This window comes from Gilliamella sp. BG1 (assembly GCF_046635625.1).
GTDB lineage: Bacteria > Pseudomonadota > Gammaproteobacteria > Enterobacterales > Orbaceae > Gilliamella > Gilliamella bombi.
This window is the reverse complement of the sequence record NZ_JBIDFG010000001.1, coordinates 1-21,594: the sequence shown is the minus strand read 5'-3', so window position 1 is coordinate 21,594 and position 21,594 is coordinate 1. Positions and strand designations below refer to the sequence as shown.

The following is a 21,594-nucleotide window of genomic DNA, read 5'->3' as shown; positions in this document are numbered from 1 at the left end:
TTCGATAAAAAATTAATAAGTTGTTTTTTCAAAAGGAGCGTAATGATGACAAAGCAAGCATTGGTGTTTTTATCGAATGGTTGTGAAGAAACAGAAGCAGTAACCACTATCGATTTATTAACCCGAGCTGATATTAAAGTTACTACTGCAAGTATTTCAAATTCTCGTGAAATTGAATGTTCTCGAGGGGTAACCATTTTGGCCAAAAAAATACTTTCGGATGTTCAATACATTGATTTTGATGTTGTTGTTTTACCTGGAGGTGTTAAAGGTGCTGAAAATTTTCGAGATTGTCCATTGTTAATCGAAAAATTGAAACAAACGCACCAAAGTGGCGGTATTGTTGCTGCAATCTGTGCTTCTCCAGCTATGGTTTTACAACATCATAACTTATTTCCACACGCATATATGACTGGTTATCCAACCACTAAAGAGGCGTTTAAAAATTGGAAGTCCGATAGAGTTTATTTTGATGAGTTGTATAAAGTTATTACTAGCCAAGGTCCCGCAACGTCTATTGATTTTGCTTTAAAAATTATAGATGCGTTGTTAGGCCGAATAAAAGCAGCTGAAATTGCTCGGCAATTAGTTCTTCCTTTGGGAATTGAATCCTATCAATAAATAGGTACTAAATGTCAAATTCACATTTGTATGAAAAATTAGTTAAAAGAGCGACGCTAGGTGCCGTTTCAATCTCTATTTCCTTAATTTTAATTAAATTTATTACTTGTTGGTTTACTGGTTCAATAAGTTTATTTGCTTCATTATTAGATTCAAGTATCGATTTACTTGCTTCTGGTGTTAACTTTTTTTTAGTTCGTTATGCACTAAAGCCTGCAGATGCTGATCATACTTTTGGTCATGGCAAGGCCGAATCTTTGGCAGGATTATTACAAAGTGCGTTTATTATTGGTTCTGCAATAATTTTATTACTTTCTAGCATTCGCTCTTTTATTTATCCGAATGAACTGCAGGAACCTTTATTGGGGATTATTGTCTCAACTGTTTCTGCTGTAGTGACATGCATTCTTGTTTTGTATCAAAGATATGTTGTAAAAATCACTAAAAGTAATGCTATTCAAGCCGATATGTTGCATTATTCTTCCGACATGTTGTTGAATATTGCTGTTATAATTGCACTTTGTTTAAGTTGGTATGGCATTACTTATGCTGATGCGGCTTTTGCAATTTTTATTGCTTTGTATATTTGTTATAATGCTTATCACATTGCACATAATGCAATTAAAGACCTATTAGATCATGCTTTACCAGATAGTGATAATTTGCGAATAGCTGAAATTGTTGCTTCATATCCAGATGTAAGAGGTTTTCATGATCTAAAGACCCGCCAAGCAGGCCCTCTCAAATTTATTCAATTGCATCTTGAATTAGACGATGATATGCCTTTAATCACTGCTCATGCCATTGCTGATGCTATTGAAAAACATATTTCTAAAGAATTTTCTCCTGCAACGGTGATTATTCATCAAGATCCAATTTCTGTTGTGCCCATCGAAATGATGAAGTAGAAAACTTAATCAAAAATAGCTTTTATTGTCTATTGTTAGATATCTGTTAAGACTCTATAATAACTAAAAGTTAATAATTTGGAGTTATTTTATATGATAAAAAAAATAGGTATTTTAACCAGTGGTGGCGATGCTCCAGGAATGAATGCTGCTATTCGAGGTGTAGTGAGAACAGCATTATCAGAAGGGTTGGATGTTTTTGGTGTTTATGATGGTTATATGGGACTTTGTGAAGATCGCATTGTTCAACTAAAGCGTTCAAGTGTATCTGATATTATTACTCGTGGTGGTACATTTCTTGGTTCGGCTAGATTTCCAGAGTTTAAAGATAAAGCTGTAAGACAAAAAGCCATTGCTAATCTAAAAAAACATCAAATTGATGCTTTAGTTGTTATTGGTGGTGATGGTTCATATATGGGCGCAATGCGATTAACTGAAGAAGGTTTTCCATGTATTGGTTTACCAGGAACTATTGATAATGATATTCGTGGTACTGATTATACTATAGGGTATTTTACGGCACTTAGTACTGCAGTTGAAGCAATCGATAGATTACGTGATACTTGTTCTTCACATAACCGAATTTCAGTTATTGAAATAATGGGGAGAGATTGTGGTGATTTAACCTTAAATGCAGCAGTTGCTGGTGGTTGTGAATTTATGATTATTCCAGAGGTTTCTTATACGAAGGAAGATCTAATCGAAGAAATTAAACTAGGCTTTGCAAAAGGTAAAAAACATGCAATTGTGACTGTTACAGAACATATGTGTGATGTAAATCAACTTGCAGTAGACATTGAAGCTGCTGTTCATCACGAAACTCGTGCCACAGTATTAGGGCACGTTCAACGTGGTGGTTCTCCTGTCCCTTATGATCGTATTTTGGGGTCTCGTATGGGGGCTTATGCTGTTGAATTACTGCTACAAGGCTATGCAGGTAGAAGCGTTGGCGTACAAAATGGTAAATTAGTACATCACGATATTATAGATGCTATCAATAATATGAAGCGTCCATTTGATATGGATCTATACAATACAGCCAAACGATTATTTTAAATTGTTAATTGTGCCATTTAAGCATAATTAGTAGTAGATAAATATCTGATTGTTTTATTAATAGGTGAACTGGTAAAAATGATATTTTATGACAGTCACCTATTTGTTTATCTACTAACTCCTTTAAAATGAGTCGATATGGAATTAGGCTGCTTTTAATAATAAAAGAGTTTTTATTTATCAAGTATGGATGTGAATCATAGTAAACTAATTACAATGTTATATTGGTAATTTTATGACACTACATTTTTTAGAAGATAATGATCGTTTTTATGCTTGTGATGCTAATAATAAAGAAATAGCTGAAATGACCTTTGCAAGGGTAGGGAAAGATAAAGCTACTATTAATCATACTTATGTTGATTCTGCGTATCGTGGTCAAGGTATTGCAGATAATTTATTAGACCTTGTAGTAGAAAAATTACAGCAAGAAAAGCGTGAGATTATTCCTATTTGCTCGTTTGCTATTAAGAAATTAACTAGAAAATCAGATTGAAAGGCACTACCCTAAATTTTGTGTATTTACCTATTCAAGGTGACGGTTGATTCAGTCACCAAATTTTATAATGAACCGACTTATAGCATTTTTTTAAGTTTTGGATTGATATAGCCAATTTATTACAAGCGTGTGGTATTGTCCAAAAAATGACTTTTTTAACTGATTTATCTGTTTGTAAAACTTTACATTTCTTGATGATATGGCGAATAGGACTGTTTAAAGACTCTATTGCATTGGTAATGTAAATTTGCTTTGCGAATGTCAACGGGTAAGTACAAGGTGCTGAGGTTTTCCCAGTTCCTATACGCTACGGCTGGCTAGTATAGCCCTACTTTTCAACCCAAATTGACCCAAAATGCGTAAATGCTTGTGCTTGCTGTTCTGTTGTAGCCTGATAAATCGCTTTCAAATTTTTTGTTATCGCTTTACACAAATTTTTACTTTGTCGATAATCAATTAAATGATATCGACAGCACGACGGTAACTGGCATAAGTTCTTTTTTTCATTTTTTATGAAAAAATAAATTCTAGCTATTAAAATCAATAACGTTTTATTTTAATTAATAAATCTGCACTATTGATTAATAATACTACATATAGTGATAAATTTAATTAATAGGTACTACATATTGTATATTTTGATAAATATCAATTATCATAATTAAAAATATACTTTAACATTGGAATGAAAGAATGAATAAATCAATACTCGTTACCAAACGAGATGGAAAGAAAGAACCAATAAACCTTGATAAAATCCACCGTGTTATTACATGGGCTGCTGAAGGATTAGAAAATGTTTCTGTTTCTCAGGTTGAATTACGTTCACATATTCAATTTTATGATGGCATTCGTACATCGGATATTCATGAGACAATTATTCGTGCTGCAGCCGATCTGATCTCACAAGAAGCGCCAGACTATCAATATTTAGCTGCACGCTTAGCAATCTTTCATTTACGTAAAAAAGCCTTTAATCAATTTATCCCACCTTCACTTTATGAACACGTTAAAAAATTGGTCGATAACGAGCTTTATGATAAACACTTGCTTGAAGATTATACGCAAGAAGAATTTGAACAAATGGATAAGATTATCGATCACTGGCGAGATATGTCTTTTTCGTATGCCGCAGTTAAACAACTTGAAGGAAAATATCTAGTACAAAATCGTGTCACTGGCGAGATTTATGAAAGCGCGCAGTTTTTATATATTCTAGTTGCAGCTTGCCTTTTCGCTAATTATCCTAAAGATACACGTCTTAGTTATATCAAACGCTTTTATGATGCCGTTTCAACCTTTAAAATTTCGCTACCAACGCCAATTATGGCGGGGGTTCGCACTCCTACTCGACAGTTCAGTTCTTGCGTATTAATTGAATGTGATGATAGTTTAGATTCTATTAACGCCACAGCAAGCGCTATTGTTAAATATGTATCACAACGGGCTGGAATTGGGGTTAATGCAGGGCGAATTCGTGCGTTAGGAAGCTCAATTCGTGGTGGTGAAGCTTTTCATACAGGCTGCATTCCATTTTATAAATATTTCCAAACAGCGGTTAAATCTTGTTCGCAAGGTGGTGTGCGAGGAGGAGCAGCAACTGTTTTCTATCCTCTTTGGCATTTAGAAGTTGAAAGTTTATTAGTATTACGTAACAACCGTGGCGTTGAAGAAAATCGTGTCCGCCATTTAGACTATGGCGTACAAATCAATAAATTAATGTATCAACGTTTAATCAAAAACGAAAATATTACCTTATTTAGCCCATCGGACGTTCCTGGTCTTTATGATGCTTTCTTTGCCGATCAAGATAAATTTGAAACACTTTATAAACAATATGAACAAGATCCAAATATTCGTAAACGCGAAGTTAAAGCCGTTGAACTCTTTGCATTATTAATGCAAGAGCGAGCATCAACTGGACGTATTTATATCCAAAATGTCGATCACTGTAATACTCACAGCCCATTTAATGCACAATTAGCACCTGTTCATCAATCTAATTTATGTATGGAAATCGCACTGCCAACAAAACCGCTTAACAACGTTAATGATGAACATGGCGAAATTGCCCTTTGCACATTATCAGCCTTTAATTTAGGTAAAATAGAATCCCTAGATGACTTTGAAGAACTAGCCGATTTAGCAGTACGCGCTCTTGATTCACTACTTGATTACCAAGATTACCCTGTACCTGCAGCTCGTCATTCTTCATTAAATCGTCGTACATTAGGTATTGGTGTTATTAACTATGCCTATTATTTAGCAAAACATGGGGTTAAATATTCCGATGGCAGCGCCAACAATTTAACTCACCGTACCTTTGAAGCAATGCAATACTATTTGCTAAAAGCATCGAATAATCTAGCTAAAGAAAAGGGTGCCTGCCCATTATTTAGTCAAACCACATATTCGCAAGGTATTTTACCTATTGATACTTATAAAAAAGATTTAGATACCATTACTAAAGAGCCGTTACACTATGACTGGGAATCACTACGAGCATCAATTAAAACCTATGGACTTCGTAATTCGACATTATCGGCATTAATGCCATCAGAAACTTCGTCACAAATTTCCAATGCAACAAATGGTATTGAACCACCACGTGGTTTTATTAGTGTAAAAGCATCAAAAGATGGTATTTTAAAACAAGTGGTTCCTGAGTATAACCATCTGAAAAATTTTTACGAATTACTTTGGCAAATTCCAAATAACACTGGTTATTTACAATTAGTTGGCATCATGCAGAAATTTATTGATCAATCAATTTCTGCTAATACTAATTATGACCCAGCTAAGTTCCCAAATAATAAAGTACCCATGAAACAGCTATTATCAGACTTATTGACTGCTTATAAATTTGGCGTAAAAACACTCTATTATCATAATACACGCGATGGCGCTGAAGATATTCAAGGTGATATTGTTCCAACAACCCATTCGGATGATGGCTGTGAAGGTGGTGCTTGCAAAATTTAACCTTGATTAAAACTAAATAGCTACACGCTAAAATTCAATTTTTTATCGGGGAAAACTAGTAATTTCCCCATTCAACTTGCCTTTTACACTGTCAAAAGGAAGCGGTAAAAGCAACAGTAAATGAGTAGGAGTTCTTTTATGAGTATGAATTACAGTACCTTTTCGCAAGTGCATAACGACCAGCTTAAAGAACCAATGTTCCTTGGACAATCAGTGAATGTTGCGCGTTATGATCAACAAAAATATGAGATGTTTGAAAAGCTAATTGAAAAACAACTTTCTTTTTTTTGGCGCCCAGAAGAAGTCGATATTTCACAAGACCGTATTGATTATGCTGCGTTACCAGAGCATGAAAAACATATTTTTATCAGCAATTTAAAATATCAAACTCTGCTTGATTCCATCCAAGGTCGTAGCCCTAATGTTGCTTTACTGCCACTTATTTCAATACCTGAATTGGAAACATGGGTAGAAACTTGGTCGTTTTCTGAAACCATTCATTCTCGTTCATATACTCATATCATTCGTAATATCGTTAACGATCCATCTGTGGTTTTTGATGATATTGTCACAAATAAAGAAATTCAAAAACGTGCTGGGGACATTGCAGGTTATTATGATGATCTTATTAGCTATGCAAGTTACTATAATTTATTTGGTGAGGGTGAACATAACATCAATAATCGCACTGTTTGCATTAATTTACGTGAACTTAAAAAGAAACTTTACTTATGTTTAATGAGTGTCAATGCACTTGAGGCTATTCGCTTCTATGTTAGTTTTGCCTGCTCATTTGCTTTTGCTGAACGAGAACTAATGGAAGGGAATGCCAAAATCATTAAACTTATTGCCCGCGACGAAGCGCTACATTTAACTGGTACTCAGTTTATGATCAACACACTACGCAGTGGTGAAGACGATCCCGAAATGGCTGAAATTGCCAAAGAGTGTGAACAAGATTGTTATAACTTATTTTTACAAGCCGCTAATCAAGAAAAACAATGGGCAGAATACCTGTTTGAGGGCGGCTCAATGATTGGTTTAAATAAAGATATATTATGCCAATATGTCGAGTATATAACGAACATTCGTATGCAAGCGGTCGGACTAAAATTACCTTTTGAAGCTAAATCCAATCCAATTCCATGGATTAATAACTGGCTTGTTTCCGATAATGTGCAAGTAGCACCACAAGAAGCCGAAATGAGCTCATATTTAGTTGGACAAATTGATTCTGAAATTAATGAAGATGATTTAAGCGATTTTACTTTATAATTTTATACTCAAACACATACTTACCTGAAACTTTTTGACAAAGGGAACAAATTATTGTTCCTTTTTTGTTGTTAATATCAATTAATAATAATTTTCTTTCTTCTAACCGTAGCTTGACAGTCATTTAAAATCGGGTAACGATATAGCTATTGAATTGTCTTAATTTGATAATATATCTATGACTAAAACCCATTTGTGTTACCCAGTCTCTCCACTTAATTTCAATGATGAACAGATAAATATTACATATCTAAAACAGCAGCTTGAGGAGTTTCAACAGTGGTCCATGGTCCAGTTTGAACAACAAGCTGACATTGATACCTTAGTGCATTTACGCAGTCAATTTATTGACCGTTTACTTGAGCGCTTATGGCGTTTTTATCAAATACCTAAACATGTTTCTTCCTTCTTTAAACGTAATCGTATCGCTTTGATTGCTGTTGGTGGTTATGGTCGAGCGGAATTACACCCACTGTCAGATATTGATATTTTAATTTTAAGTGATTATCCGTTGACTAAAGAGATAGAAAAACAGATCAGTGATTTAGTTCGCTTGTTATGGGATTTACATTTAGATATAGGGCACAGTGTTAGAACATTAAGAATCTGTCTACAAGAAGCAAAAAATGATATCACAATAATGACTAATTTGATTGAATCAAGGCTTATTTCTGGCAATCAATTACTATTAGATGAACTACACAAGCAAATTTTTAGCGATAAAATCTGGCCGTCTCGTGCTTTTTATAAGGCAAAAATACAAGAACAACATGAACGTCATAAGCAATATCACAGCACCTCTTATAACCTAGAGCCTGATTTGAAAAATAGTCCAGGTGGATTGCGAGATATGCAAATTATTCAATGGATAGCGATTCGTCACTTTGGTGGCGAATTTCTACAAAAAATAGCTGATTTCAACTATTTAACCCCTGAAGATATTGAAGACTTTAAAACTTGTCGTAAATTTTTATGGAGAATACGTTTTGCGCTTCATTGTGTCATAACTCGTTATGATAATCGTTTGTTATTCGATCGTCAGTTAAGCATTGCTAACATGTTAGGTTATCAAGGCGAAGGTAATGCTCCTGTTGAGAAAATGATGCATGATTATTATCGTGTTGCTCACAATATTACTGAACTTAATCAAATGTTATTACAACTGTTTTATGAATCTATACTTGAACATAATCCACACAACAAACCTTACGATATTGATAAATATTTTCAAGTTCGAGACAACCTAATTGATGTAAAAGATAATGACATTTTCAAAAAAGATCCCGTCATGATTATGCAGCTTTTTCACACTATTTTGTTGAATCCTCAAATTACAGGAGTGTATTCTAATACAATTAGACAATTACGTTCCGCTCGGCGCACACTAACCACTTTACTTTGTGAAGATGCCAAAGCAAGAGTGCTTTTCATGTCGATTATCAAGCACCCAGATGCAATTAATAAAGCCATTTTACCAATGCATAAATACGGTATACTTTCTGTCTATATACCGGGTTGGAAGCATATATCTGGGATGATGCAATTTGATCTGTTCCATGCTTACACTGTTGATGAACATACTATCCGCTTACTGCTTGAACTTGATAGTCTTAAAACCGAAAGTGGCAAACAAAAACATCCTAATAGTGCAAAAGTATTTGCTAAATTACCTAAACTCGAATTATTGGTAATTGCTGGTCTATTTCATGATATTGGCAAAGGTAGGCATGGCGATCACTCGGAAATTGGCGCTCATTTAGTTGAAAAATTTTGTCAACTACACGAACTCGAAACCAAAGATACTGATTTAATTTGCTGGCTAGTACGTTATCACTTACTGATGTCTGTTACTGCTCAAAGCAGAGATTTACAAGACCCTGCGGTAATTGGAGAATTTGTTCAATTGGTCAAAAGTAAGCGTCGCTTACAGTATTTGTTATGCCTAACAGTAGCTGATGTTTGTGCTACAAACGAAACGCTTTGGAATAATTGGAAACAAAGTTTAATGCGCGAACTCTATCTTAGTGCAGCAAATTCCTTTGACTCTGGTATACACCAAATACCCGAACAGCGAAGTGTTGCACGTAAAAATAAGCAAGAAGCATTAACCATTTTAGTTAAACAAAATTATGATGAACAAATTATTAAAGAGCTTTGGCAAAACTATCGCATTGACTACTTTGTCCGTTATACAACCGAACAAATTGTATGGCATGCAAAAATTCTATTGCAACATGACTTGGGCAAAACATTAGTAGCCATAAATCCAAATCCATCTCATGGTGGTAGTGAGCTTTTTATTTATTCGCCAGATAGACCTTATCTATTTGCAACTGTGTGTAATACGCTAAGTATGCATAATTTAACTATTCATGATGCACTTATCATTACGAATAAAAAAGGATTTGCACTCGATACATTTATCGTATTAGAGCCTAATGGACAGACTGTACAAGAAGATAGAAACCAAGGTCTAGTAAATGCACTTGATAAAGCACTACAACAACCTGTATACAAACCTGTCACCATAAAACCACCGAAACAACGATTGCGATCGTTTTCAGTGCCGACTCAGGTTAACTTTCTTTCAGCCTTTAATGACAGCCAAACCTATATGAAGCTCATAGCACTTGATAGACCGGGATTGCTGGCTTGTGTGGGCGAAATATTTGCTAATTTAGATTTATCATTACGGAGCGCTAAAATAGCAACTATCGGCGAACATATTGAAGATCTGTTTATTCTAACTGATAAAAACAATCAAGCGCTTGATGATGAAACATGTCAAAAACTTCGAGAATCAATCATTATAGCTTTTGATTCAATGAATTAATTTAATTAACCAAAAGATATAACTTATGCAATTTTTTATTATTTTATTTCCTATTTTTTGTATCTTTATTGTAGGTTTTATCGCACAAAAAGCCTTAAAATTTGATGTCGCCAACCTATCGAAAATGTCACTTTATGTGCTATCGCCCTTTTTGGCATTTAAAACGTTTTATACTCATACTTTAACCACAGATTATCTATTTTATATTGGTTATGTCTTTGGTTTATGCTTTTCATTAGTTATTATTGTCTCAATTTGGTCGATACTCATGAAGTATTCAGTTAAAGAGCGCTGTGCAATGATTTTGAGTTCCTGTTTTATGAACAATGGTAACTATGGCACTCCTGTACTATTAATCTTTTTTGGAGCAGTCGGCTTTGATCTTGGCGTAATAATGATGGTATTACAACAGTTTGTAATGAGCACTGTCGGCATTTACTATGCGGCTAAAGGTAGCGCTCATAGTGACATTGTAAATCAAAAAGACGTTATTAATAAAGTTATTCGCATGCCTGTAGCGTATGGCGCTTTTTTAGGTATTATTTTCCAATTGTGCCACATCCCTTTATCTAAATCGATTATGACTTCAATCGGAATGATCGGTGACGCATCAATTGTAGTGATCATGATTATTTTGGGCATGCAACTGGCAAAAATAAAACTTACTCAGCTTGATTATCCTAAAATCTCATTTGCCTTGCTTGCACGTATGGTGATTTCACCAATTGTGGCATTTTGTATGGTTTACTTTATGCCAATTGAGCCTGTTTATAAACAAGTTTTAATTGTCCTAGCTGCAATGCCAAGTGCCGCCAATACCACATTAATGTCAGTACAATTTGATACTCATCCAGAACTGGTATCAAGTGCGACCTTGCTCAGTACTTTATTAAGCTTGATCACTCTTCCTATTGTACTCGGATTAGTTGGAACACCAATTCCATTTTAGTAAAACCTGCCTTCTTAAAAGAGGCAGGCGTTATACAAATTTTTCAAAAATTAATTATTCATACTCTAACTATTATCGATAAACTAATTTTCAGTAAGAATAATCCTCTCCTTGCCATTCTTTTTCAAATTGTTTAACAAACTGAACTAAAAAATGATGTCTTGGCTCGGCTAGCTTTTTTGCTATGGGGGTATTCATCATATCTTTAAGTAAAAAAAGTTTTTCATAAAAATGATTAATAACGGTATTAGGATGTTTATAATTATTTTCATCCAGTGCAGTTCGTGGTGAAATATTAGGATCGTACATAATATTATGCTTATTACCGCCATAATAAAAGGTGCGAGCAATACCAATTGCACCCAATGCATCTAAACGATCGGCATCTTGTACGATCTGCCCTTCTAGTGATAATTCTTTTTTCTGATTAAGATTTTTTCGATATGACATATTCTCGATGATAGCAAAAATCATCTTAATTTCGGTGTCGGTAAGTTTTAGAGACGTTAAATAATCACGCAATTCCATTATTGCTTGACTTACATCAGCAACCACTTTTTCATCAATCACATCATGTAAATAAGCGCTAACAATCACAATAAAACCGTTCGCTTTTGGTTCATGCTGTAAAATCTTTTTTGCTAACTTTACAACACGTTCAATGTGTGCCATATCATGACCTGAAAAATCATTGGATAATTTCTGTTTAACAAAAGATTGTATAGCTTGAATAATCCCCTGTTGTTGCTTATCATTTTTATTATTCATAATATTATTTTGCTAATTTAATTTACACAAACTGTATTTCCATACGGTCTAACACCAATGGCTCCATCCTTAGCATATACTGCAAGGTTATAGAGGGATTCGTAATTATATGTATTTTGAGTCCAATAAACAGCATAGTTTTCCATATTGGTACCAGGATATCGGTAATCATACACATCCCCCCACTCAGCTAAAAGCCCACCACCAATACGACGTTGGTAGTTATTACCTTGACCAGCTAAACCTTGATTCCACTCTTGAGAATTAGCATTAGTCAGTTGATCAACTGTAGGTATTTGATAGCCCAATTGATTACAGTATTGTTCAGCCTGAGCATAACTACGATTGCTACCACTATAATCCTTTCTTGCGATAAACCATTTTTTGATGGTAAAACTATATACTTTATTGGTTTTGGCTTTATCGGAATATAAGATAAAGGTCGTCGGCACTGCGGTTGCTGCCTCGGCAGCGCTAGCCCCCTCTTTGGGTCCGACTAATCGAATCTTGGCAATGCTGCCATTGCCCGTTATAGTTAAATCAATACCCGATGTAGCTGGTGACTTGTCAAACGTCATCTCACTGCCTAAGCTATCAACCATATCCATCTCAAAAAATAACCCATTCATTCCAGTTGTAGGGAAGTTTGATGCTGGGTTATTCAGATCTTGACGTTTAAAGCCTTTTGCATCATCCCATTGGCTTGGTGGACCTGAATAATTTGACCCACCCCAATTATTTCGACGACTATTACTTAAATATAAGTTAGGCTTGGCAGAATAAGTACAAGCGCCTTTAGGCGGATTTAGGTAATAGGTGGCGCGATTAGCTGCTATCTGAGTTGAATTCGGTTTGCCATAAGCCGTTGATAAAATGCTATTATCACTTTGCATTGTTACACTATAGGGCGCATTGCAATCCTGAAAGGTATCATCTAATCCCATTTCGGTACCATTGGCATCTCGACCAATAATAGTTAAATTCCCCGTTGCGGTAATATCACCATCGCCATCTTTATCAGCCCAAAAACCATTATTATTCAGCAAATCGGTCATTGAAATAGCACTTTGACCCAATGGAATAAGCGTTTTAATATCGCTAAGTTTTAAACCATCATGCGGCAATGGTATCGGATTGGCTTTAGTTGAGGGATTGTTTTTTGGTGTTAGCACCTTACCATCAGGTAGCTCAATATTTAAAAATCTATCCGTATCCCATGATTGGGTTTTGCCGCCATCAAACGTTAAATAAGGTGCTGAACCCTGTATTTCTTTTACGGTTTTTGCAGACTTAACTTTAGGTAATACCCCAAATACAAATAAAGGATGACTAATTCCTATACAAAAAAACAGAAATAAAATTGATTTTAAAGTGATGAGTTTTTTTTGCAACATCAACAGTAAATCGCTACAGAAGCATAATCGACATATAACAAAACGAAAATAACTTAATGCTAACTGCTTAATTAACCCACTCTTATTCTTCTTTTTTATTCTAACATGTTGTACCTTTGACTTCATGATAATGTTCCTTTACATTAATATCCACATCATACAAATGCTATACCATAACGTTGCTAGCACAATTTCTTGTCAACTTACCACATCGCATAGTGATTACTTGGTAATGATCGATTTTTGCAAATACATTTTCAACAAAAAATCTAGTTTCACAAATTAAAAATTAAGTCAACACGATTATAGCGTAAAGGCTATTTTTTTACATAAAAATTTCAATAAAATAATTGTCTATCACATGCAAAAAGACATTTTCCATCGTCTAGATACAATATTAATAGTAAAATTTCAGTAATTAATGTTTTTTTATTGTTTCTTTATTTTTTTACGATTGTTTTCACTAAAATGGAAAGGTAGAATGCGCGAATCAAAATATTATCAAAGCAAATATTGGAGTTGATTAAGTGAAAATATCAACGCGTAAAGTTTTGCCTTGGCAGTTAATAGAATACTTCACTCGTTATCGCCAATTTATAGCTCTACTATTTGGTCTATCTATCTTTTTTATAGCACTGATTGTGTGTTGGCACTTACTTAAGGAAATTAATGTTAATGAGTTAAAAAGAGCTATTCATCACCTTTCAATGTCTACAATTTTATTTTCGTGTTTATCTGCCATTGGTAGTTATTTAATGTTGATCTGCTACGAATGGTCAGCTGCACGTTATGCGGGTGTCAAATTGAAACCCGCAACTATTGTACTAGGCGGAATTTGTGCCTCAGCTATTGGTAATGCAATCGGATTGTCGGCATTATCTGGTGGTGCGGTGCGTTGTCGTCTCTATTTTAAACAAGGATTAACAACTATTGATGTTGCCAGAATGTCAATTTTTGTTACCTTATCATTAGGATTCACTTTACCACTATTAGCAGCGATTACCGCTTTAATTCATCCCCAAAATACGATGTTAGCTTTGCATTTATCAGCAAATAGTGTGTGGATAATTGCATGTAGCGTAATTTGCTTTTATGGTGTGCTATTTATCTTTTTGCAAAATAAGCGATTAGCAGAAAAACCAAATAACAACACCCAATTATATCAATTATTTCGATGGTCTATCCGTCTTCCTAATCTTCGTTTAGCATCTTACCAATTTATTATTACTCTATTTGATGCCATTTTAGCTGGCGCAGTACTTTATTTTCTTTTACCAAAACACCCTGATTTTGTCACCTTTATTATGATCTATATTCTGGCGTTAGTAGCTGGAGTATTGAGTCACGTTCCTGGTGGTGTTGGTGTATTTGAAGCCATTATGCTAGCAGCATTCTCATCCGAAATTAATATAGCTTCATTAACCGTTGCATTAATCATTTATCGCATTATTTATATTTTAATCCCCCTTATTTTGGCAGCTATTTTACTTTTAATAAATGAAGGAAAACATTTTTTAACCGCACCTCAAGTCAAAGAGACAGAAACAGGAATTGCAGCGCCCATCATGGCGGCAGCTGTATTTTTTGCCGGTGTGGTGATGATGTTTTCAAGTGTACTTCCTGGGTTTAATCACCATTTAGTCAGCACCTTTATCCCCAGTAAAATAGTCAATATTGCTCATCTAATTGCAAGTTTAATTGGCGTTTTATGCTTATTACTTGCGGTAGGAGTAAGACGAAGACTCTATTTTGCATGGGGCATTTCGATTATTTTATTATTTTTAGGTAGTATCTGCTCGCTTTTACGCGGATTACATTGGATTGAAGCCAGTGTATTATTAATTATAGCAATATTATTAATCCATTTTAAACATGCTTTCTATCGTAAAAGTCGATTAAGCATATTACCTTTTTCAATTAAATCCTTTGTCATTTGCTTTTGCATTATTGCGCTTTTTGTATGGCTAATTTTATTTATATATCAAGATATTCCTTATAGTCACGATTTATGGTGGCAATTTGAGTTAGACAGCCGAGTACCGCGTGCTCTTCGTGCCGCTTTAGGCAGTTTTATTTTGTTAAGCTTTATTATGTTGTTTTGGTTATTTCGCCCTGCACCACCAATTCTAACTCAACCAGAACAAAACGAGCTAAATAAAGCCTATCAAATCATTTTAGATTCAAAACAACCTGAAGGTGGGCTTGCCATGAGTGGCGATAAGTCATTACTTTTTAATGAATCACAAACAGCTTTTATAATGTATGCCAAACGAGGCAGAAGCATGGTTGCCCTTTATGATCCAATTGGAAACAGTACTGATCGTGCTAGTTTAATTTGGACTTTTCGAGATTTGTGCGATCAACATAATCTTCGTCCGGTTTTTTATCAAGTTAAAGCAGCAAATTTACCTTTTTATATGGATATTGGTCTTAGAACTATTAAGCTAGGTGAAGAAGCCTTAGTTAATTTAAAACAATTTGATTTAAGCTCAAAAGATTATAAAGATCTTCGCTACACTTGGAATCGTGGTCAACGAGATGGTCTATCTTTAGTATTTTATTCTCCAGGCACAGCACCACTTGATGAATTAAAAGCAGTTTCAGATGCATGGTTAAAAAGCAAGCACGCTAAAGAAAAGCAATTTTCGTTAGGATCTTTTTCCGAGCAATACTTGAACAATTTCACTATTGCGGCAATAAAATATGAAGGTCGTATTATTGCTTTTGTAAATCTGCTAGAAACAAATCAAAATTATAGTGCAAGCATTGATTTAATGCGTGTTGTCCAAGATATTCCTAAATTAACTATGGAGTTTTTAATGGTTGGGTTGATTTTGCATTATCAACAAAAAGATTTTAAATTCTTCAGTTTAGGGATGGTTCCACTTGCAGGTATGCAAAGACGTCGAGGAGCTCCCATGATTCAAAGACTAGGTGCATTAGTTTTTAGACGGGGGGGACGTTTTTATAACTTCCAAGGATTACGTCGCTTTAAAGAGAAGTTTGCAACACACTGGGAACCACGTTATATGGCCGCTCCAGCAGGGCTTGATCCTTTAGTTGCAATCATTGATACCACCATGCTAATTTCAGGTGGAATAACGGGATTAAAAAAGAATAAGAGATCATAATATGAAAAAAATAATACACGGCATTTTGTTGTTAATTGTTATGATACTCATAGTACTATTAGGATTTGTTGGTTGGTATTTGATAAAAAACCAAGATAGTGCGTCAGTAAAAACGATAACAATCGAAAATGACTTCTCTATTATATCGGCAAAACCTAAACAAACAGCCGAAGCTGCGGCTATTATTGTCGCAACTAACAACAATCATTTTACAGAACAACAACTATTAAACTTATCTGAAAAAATGGGCGCCAAACTAGTTCAGTTTGAATTAAAACCGCAAGCAACTTGTGCTGAGCAAAAAAATCGCTTTAACCAAGCTGTAAACATATTAGGAGAGTCTAATTTTGCTGTCGCAGGTATGAGAGAAGGTGCCACTTTTGCTTATCGATGGCTAGCAGAACAGCAAAGTGATGATGCTAAAGCATTATCAATAGAATTCATATTAGATCATAAAGATTGTGATGATCCATTGCCAAGTCAAGCTAACCACGGAACGTGGCAAGTAATTTGGAATAACCCACCCGAAGAAAATGTTGCCGTATTCCCACGAGAACAGAAAAAGATTGCTGTCACCACAGGAATTGGCGAATACCAAACCTCACCTGTTGAGCTTTTAAGTTTGCATTTATCTTCAATTTTATTTGGTGATCACCAACAGCTACCTGTTATTGAATTACCCGCAACGAGTAAAGAAGTTCATCCTAAAACCGTTACTCTTTATTATTCTGGCGATGGGGGCTGGCGTGACTTAGACAAAGTATCTGCTGAATATATGGCAGCGCATGGTTACCCTGTTGTTGGTGTCGATGCTTTAAAGCTGTTTTGGCAACACCGTTCTGTTGAGCGTAGTGCAAAAGATCTCGCCTATTTGATGCAACAATATCGCGAAAAATGGGGTACAACTCGTTTCGTGCTTACAGGCTATTCATTCGGTGGAGATATTTTACCTGCACTTTATAACCGGTTATCAACTACAGATCAAAATAGTGTTCAAGCGATTGTGATGATCGCATTTTCAAAAAATGCTAATTTTGAAATTGAAATCAGTGGTTGGCTTGGTCAATCTGGTAATGAAATGAAAACAGGTCCAGAAGTTAATAACATACCAGCGAGTAAACTATTTTGTATTTATGGTGAAGAAGAGAAAGACGATACTGGATGTTTACAGCCAGAAATGAAAGGTGAAGCATTCAAATTACCCGGAGGCCATCATTTTGACGAAGATTATCAGCATTTAGGGCAAATTATCATGGATGCAATCGATAAAAGAACGCAATAACTTAATTAACCATCTCAAATATAAAAACCGTTTTCAGACCCAAAGCTCTCATGTGCCTTTGGGCTTTTTATAAGTATTAAAATTAATTAGTTTCTTTTTATGCGAATTTTACCTTCTGACAATAACACACCACAAAGCGTAAATAATGTTCCGATAGCAGCAATCCAGGTGAAAGGTTCGTTCAAAATAATAACAGCCGCAATAATAGTAAGAATTGGAACTAAATATAAATAAATACTAATTTTAACTGCACCTACTAATTTAACAGCATAATTCCAAGAAGCAAAACAAATAGCTGAGGCACCGACACCCAAGAATAAAAAATTAAAAATGTTAACGGGATCGGTAAAACGTGATAAATTCCAATCAAAGTCGAAGAGAGATAACACAGGAAACATTAACATCAAACCATAAAAAAAGAATCGCCTTGTTAACAAAATAGTATTGTAACCATAATTGCTACTTTTTTTAGTTAAAATCGAATAACAAGCCCAAAATAAACAAGCCAACATAGTAAGCAGATCACCAAGTGGATTTAACGAAAGCACAAACTTACCATTAAAGCTAATTAGTCCAACACCAATAATTGCAAATAAACAACCAATATAAAAACGTTTAGGTGGTGTTTCGGTTTTTAAAAAGAAAATAGATAGTATTGCAGTAAATATTGGTGCTAAAGTGGTAATTACTCCAACATTTGAAACTGTAGTATAAGTTAATGCAATATTCTCACATAAAAAGTAACAAGTTACACCACACAGCCCTGCACATAAAAACATAAACTCTCGCTTAACCCCCTGCCAAGCCAAAAAGCGCGGTGATAAGATCCAAAGGGCTAGATAGCCAAGTCCAAATCGAAAAAACAAGATCTCTATTGGCTTAAAATCCGTCAATAAAACTTTAGTTGCAATAAATGTTGTTCCCCAAAGAAACACTGTCATTAATGCGATTAAGTGCCCTTGTGTCCTTTTTGAAAATAACATAATAATCTCTCTGCTCACATAATTATTTCGCAACCAAAGTACAGTTCATTGCTTAATCTTTTATTTAAAATAGTAGTATTCAAAAAAATTTAAAACAATTTATAAGAAGATTTGATAACGAAAGAAAAGGCGCTATTTAAATAATTAAAATTCTAGCAATACTAGCTTTCTATACGTATTAGTGCAAATTATATCAAACAAAATAAGCAAAAAAACTAAAGCAAGTAGTTCTTAATAGATAATGGAAGAAGAAAGGATTTTACAAAATATGCAAATGGAAAAAATATCAGGCAAAAAAAATCCACCCGAAAACTCGAATGGAAGGCAAAAAATGAAAAACGTAATCTGTTAATATAGACAAACTAAATGGGGAAAAGTTCAATTTAATTTCATATATTTCTTAATATTTAATGATAAAAAAAGTAACTTAATGATTTTTAATATAAATTATTTTTAAATTTTTATAAAAATCATCATTCTTATCCATTTAGTTTAATCAAATTACTAAATGATAATACTACAAATTTCCCAATTTATCTGTTATAAGCTGTATTTTTATACTGAAACACATAGTTACCTGAAAGTTTTTAACAAATTTTTAAATATTCAAATTATGATTGAATTGCTATCCTAAAATTAACAGCGATAGTTATACATCTAATTCTAGTTATGTAGTTGTTAAAATCACGGAGGTAGCAAAAAATATGTGGGATAAAGGGTTGGAAGTAGCAATTAAACAAGTTGGAGTTGTAATCGGTGATTAATTTTTTCAATCAGTGTTTCTCTATCTCGTGAAATGGTGAGTTCTAACTTGCCATCATCACTTATAACGGTTTTTGTGCTATAACCCTTACATGTGTTGCTTCTTCGTTTTCTGGTGTTTTTCATGACCTAGATGCTTGGTTATTTTTTCATTTAATGCGGTATCAATCACTAGTTTGTTCATAAAACCAGTTAATTTACCTAAATCTTCCTACGCTTTTATGTTTTTAGCTAGCTCGACTGCCATTTGTCTTACTTTTTATTCATTCATTTTATATTTAACTTGTTTTTGCTCATTAGAGTAGTTCAAAATAGGTAAATTCACAAATTCATTTGCACGGTCAATTCAGAAAGATGTTTATAATTAATTAATTTTAAATGATATTTTATTTTTTATTTGTTTGGACATTTATTTTTGTAAATTGTAGTTTCAGTTACATAGAAATGTGATATTGTACGCTAGTTTATTTCATTATTCACAGTATCTAAAATGGTAACAGATAAACCGCAAAAAATTCATTCTATACATGTATTACGTGGTGTTGCAATTATAATGATTGTTTTTAGTCACTGTTTGGGTGTGTTTAAAAATACTCATTTAATTGCTAATAGTTATTTATTTTCTTTTTTAAATTTATTTGCCTTTAATTTCACTACTTTTTTTGTATTAATTGCTGGTTTTTTATTTCAACATCTAACTTATAAATTTGATACCAAAACTTATTATTTATCAAAGTTTAAAACTGTTGTTTGTCCTTATATTTCAGTATCTATTTTTTGCTTTGTTTTTTTTCATTATCAGTATTTATCTAATTTACCTTGGTTTTCATCGACTGAAACTAGTGTTGTTAGTTCAATAGTTAGGATGATGCTGACGGGAACACAACTGCTACCATTGTGGTTTATCCCGATGATTATCATTATTTATTTAATGGCTCCTTTATTATATTTTTGGTCGAAAAAGAATTTAATTGTAGCTGGTCTGATTGCTATGTTTTGGGTTGTGGTGTTTACTAAACCTGATTTTACTCAACCTATTTTAAATTTGTTGCATTATGGACCAGTTTATTTAATTGGCATGATGATAAAACAAAATTATCAAATTATTATCAAAACAGTTAAAGATAATTTATTCTTAGTTGTGTTTCTTTTTAGTTTATGTTTTTTTGTTCCATTTGCTTATCGCTATATGAGTCATTTAGGTGTAGAAAAACTTTATTATGATACATTACAAAAAATCGTTTTATTTATATTAGCGCTTTATTTTTTAGATGGGCTGAATCATAAAACGAATGAGGGGAAGTTATATAAATTCTTTTCTTATATGGCAAATATTAGTTTTCCTATCTATTTTATTCATGAAATTATTGTTTTAGAACTTGAACAGCTATTGTATATTTCTCCTCTAGGTTATGTAATCAAAACCGACAACGGTTGGTTAGCATCATTGGGAGCTGTAATCTTTTTAGTGTCAACTTTAATCGTAAGTGTCATCATCGCTAAAATAATAACGCTAGTTTTCAAAAATAAAGCAAAATACCTTATTGGTGCAATTCGTTAGATAATATCATCTATTATTTGACTTGGTGCTTTGAAATATCTTTATTAAATTTAAAACTTAGAATGTAAATTAATATTCTAAATTCACGTTAAAAATATGAGGTTCTTTATATTTACCATGTAAATTAACTTAATGAATTGTTTTTTCTATAGCAAATAATGTTTATTTTGTTTATGCCAAATATATTAAACATGTAGATTTGAACAAATAAAATGCAAACGAAAAAAAAATTGCAATTAACACTTGCAGGAAATTTTTAAGCCCCTATAATGCGCACCCACTGACACGCAGTCAGCGACAAGCAGACGGAAAGTTAGTGATTAAGTGAGATCAAAAATTTTAAAAAAGATCTTGACGAATAAAAAAGGTTAGCGTAGTATACGCAACCCTTGAGACAGCGAACTAAATCAACGAAAGGTTGACGAGAGATGTAAGCTGTTAGCTCTTTAAAAAGAAGAAACAGACAATCTGTGTGGGCACTTACGAGACAAAAGATTAAAGTCTACGGACTAAAAAAATTAAGTCTTGATAAGTGACACTGAAGATTCATTTGAATATGTCAGAGACAGTTATTGAGCATCAAACTTTAA

The 21,594-nt window shown here is 33.8% G+C and carries 15 protein-coding genes; 11 read left to right on the top strand and 4 right to left on the bottom strand.

The window, feature by feature from the left end; translation table 11 throughout:
- Positions 1-45 precede the first annotated feature (45 nt).
- The 8 genes from ACGH80_RS00075 to ACGH80_RS00040 all read left to right on the top strand — a co-directional run bounded on the left by ACGH80_RS00075 (position 46) and on the right by ACGH80_RS00040 (position 11,123).
- Entirely contained in the window at positions 46-621 is a 576-nt protein-coding gene (locus tag ACGH80_RS00075; protein ID WP_174798892.1) for a DJ-1 family glyoxalase III, read from the top strand.
- An 11-nt stretch (positions 622-632) separates the two neighbouring features.
- Positions 633-1,529, top strand: coding sequence for a cation diffusion facilitator family transporter (locus tag ACGH80_RS00070; protein ID WP_065589615.1), 897 nt, complete (start codon positions 633-635; stop codon positions 1,527-1,529).
- Between the two features lie 93 nt (positions 1,530-1,622).
- Positions 1,623-2,585 (top strand): 6-phosphofructokinase, encoded by a 963-nt coding sequence (gene pfkA, locus ACGH80_RS00065; protein ID WP_034914458.1) that lies wholly within the window; start codon positions 1,623-1,625, stop codon positions 2,583-2,585.
- Between the two features lie 235 nt (positions 2,586-2,820).
- Complete coding sequence (locus ACGH80_RS00060) at positions 2,821-3,081, top strand: GNAT family N-acetyltransferase (RefSeq protein ID WP_085163896.1); 261 nt, start codon at positions 2,821-2,823, stop codon at positions 3,079-3,081.
- 696 nt (positions 3,082-3,777) lie between these two features.
- The gene (gene nrdA / locus ACGH80_RS00055; RefSeq protein ID WP_411630366.1) at positions 3,778-6,066 is read left to right on the top strand and encodes a class 1a ribonucleoside-diphosphate reductase subunit alpha; all 2,289 of its coding nucleotides are present in this window, start codon (positions 3,778-3,780) and stop codon (positions 6,064-6,066) included.
- A gap of 144 nt (positions 6,067-6,210) precedes the next feature.
- The gene (gene nrdB, locus ACGH80_RS00050) at positions 6,211-7,341 is read left to right on the top strand and encodes a class Ia ribonucleoside-diphosphate reductase subunit beta (RefSeq protein WP_065608766.1); all 1,131 of its coding nucleotides are present in this window, start codon (positions 6,211-6,213) and stop codon (positions 7,339-7,341) included.
- A 178-nt stretch (positions 7,342-7,519) separates the two neighbouring features.
- A complete protein-coding gene (glnD, locus tag ACGH80_RS00045) occupies positions 7,520-10,174 on the top strand; it encodes a bifunctional uridylyltransferase/uridylyl-removing protein GlnD (RefSeq protein ID WP_411630365.1) in 2,655 nt (884 codons plus the stop codon).
- Positions 10,175-10,199: 25 nt separating this feature from the next.
- A complete protein-coding gene (locus tag ACGH80_RS00040) occupies positions 10,200-11,123 on the top strand; it encodes an AEC family transporter (RefSeq protein ID WP_065609266.1) in 924 nt (307 codons plus the stop codon).
- 90 nt (positions 11,124-11,213) lie between these two features.
- Here ACGH80_RS00040 and ACGH80_RS00035 read toward each other — a convergent pair whose 3' ends face one another.
- Entirely contained in the window at positions 11,214-11,891 is a 678-nt protein-coding gene (locus tag ACGH80_RS00035) for an HD domain-containing protein (protein ID WP_411630364.1), read from the bottom strand.
- Positions 11,892-11,908: 17 nt separating this feature from the next.
- A complete protein-coding gene (locus ACGH80_RS00030) occupies positions 11,909-13,411 on the bottom strand; it encodes a hypothetical protein (RefSeq protein ID WP_411630363.1) in 1,503 nt (500 codons plus the stop codon).
- Positions 13,412-13,812: 401 nt separating this feature from the next.
- On the opposite strand from ACGH80_RS00030, the gene mprF reads away from it, so the two are divergent.
- Both mprF and ACGH80_RS00020 read left to right on the top strand, forming a co-directional pair.
- Entirely contained in the window at positions 13,813-16,416 is a 2,604-nt protein-coding gene (gene mprF / locus ACGH80_RS00025) for a bifunctional lysylphosphatidylglycerol flippase/synthetase MprF (RefSeq protein WP_411630362.1), read from the top strand.
- A 1-nt stretch (position 16,417) separates the two neighbouring features.
- A complete protein-coding gene (locus ACGH80_RS00020; protein WP_411630361.1) occupies positions 16,418-17,698 on the top strand; it encodes a virulence factor family protein in 1,281 nt (426 codons plus the stop codon).
- Positions 17,699-17,784: 86 nt separating this feature from the next.
- Here ACGH80_RS00020 and ACGH80_RS00015 read toward each other — a convergent pair whose 3' ends face one another.
- Complete coding sequence (locus ACGH80_RS00015) at positions 17,785-18,681, bottom strand: DMT family transporter (RefSeq protein WP_411630360.1); 897 nt, start codon at positions 18,679-18,681, stop codon at positions 17,785-17,787.
- A 732-nt stretch (positions 18,682-19,413) separates the two neighbouring features.
- Positions 19,414-19,569 carry a hypothetical protein gene (locus ACGH80_RS00010; protein WP_411630359.1) on the bottom strand — a complete coding sequence of 52 codons (156 nt, stop codon included), beginning with the start codon at positions 19,567-19,569 and terminating at the stop codon, positions 19,414-19,416.
- 364 nt (positions 19,570-19,933) lie between these two features.
- On the opposite strand from ACGH80_RS00010, the gene ACGH80_RS00005 reads away from it, so the two are divergent.
- Positions 19,934-21,004 (top strand): acyltransferase family protein, encoded by a 1,071-nt coding sequence (locus ACGH80_RS00005; protein WP_065589605.1) that lies wholly within the window; start codon positions 19,934-19,936, stop codon positions 21,002-21,004.
- Positions 21,005-21,594: the final 590 nt, after the last annotated feature.

Coding starts and splice junctions, on each gene's coding strand:
- ACGH80_RS00075 (WP_174798892.1), top strand. CDS start 46: ATGACAAAGCAAGCATTGGTGTTTTTATCGAATGGTTGTGAAGAAACA.
- ACGH80_RS00070 (WP_065589615.1), top strand. CDS start 633: ATGTCAAATTCACATTTGTATGAAAAATTAGTTAAAAGAGCGACGCTA.
- pfkA (WP_034914458.1), top strand. CDS start 1,623: ATGATAAAAAAAATAGGTATTTTAACCAGTGGTGGCGATGCTCCAGGA.
- ACGH80_RS00060 (WP_085163896.1), top strand. CDS start 2,821: ATGACACTACATTTTTTAGAAGATAATGATCGTTTTTATGCTTGTGAT.
- nrdA (WP_411630366.1), top strand. CDS start 3,778: ATGAATAAATCAATACTCGTTACCAAACGAGATGGAAAGAAAGAACCA.
- nrdB (WP_065608766.1), top strand. CDS start 6,211: ATGAATTACAGTACCTTTTCGCAAGTGCATAACGACCAGCTTAAAGAA.
- glnD (WP_411630365.1), top strand. CDS start 7,520: ATGACTAAAACCCATTTGTGTTACCCAGTCTCTCCACTTAATTTCAAT.
- ACGH80_RS00040 (WP_065609266.1), top strand. CDS start 10,200: ATGCAATTTTTTATTATTTTATTTCCTATTTTTTGTATCTTTATTGTA.
- ACGH80_RS00035 (WP_411630364.1), bottom strand. CDS start 11,891: ATGAATAATAAAAATGATAAGCAACAACAGGGGATTATTCAAGCTATA.
- ACGH80_RS00030 (WP_411630363.1), bottom strand. CDS start 13,411: ATGAAGTCAAAGGTACAACATGTTAGAATAAAAAAGAAGAATAAGAGT.
- ACGH80_RS00020 (WP_411630361.1), top strand. CDS start 16,418: ATGAAAAAAATAATACACGGCATTTTGTTGTTAATTGTTATGATACTC.
- ACGH80_RS00015 (WP_411630360.1), bottom strand. CDS start 18,681: ATGTTATTTTCAAAAAGGACACAAGGGCACTTAATCGCATTAATGACA.
- ACGH80_RS00010 (WP_411630359.1), bottom strand. CDS start 19,569: ATGAAAAACACCAGAAAACGAAGAAGCAACACATGTAAGGGTTATAGC.
- ACGH80_RS00005 (WP_065589605.1), top strand. CDS start 19,934: ATGGTAACAGATAAACCGCAAAAAATTCATTCTATACATGTATTACGT.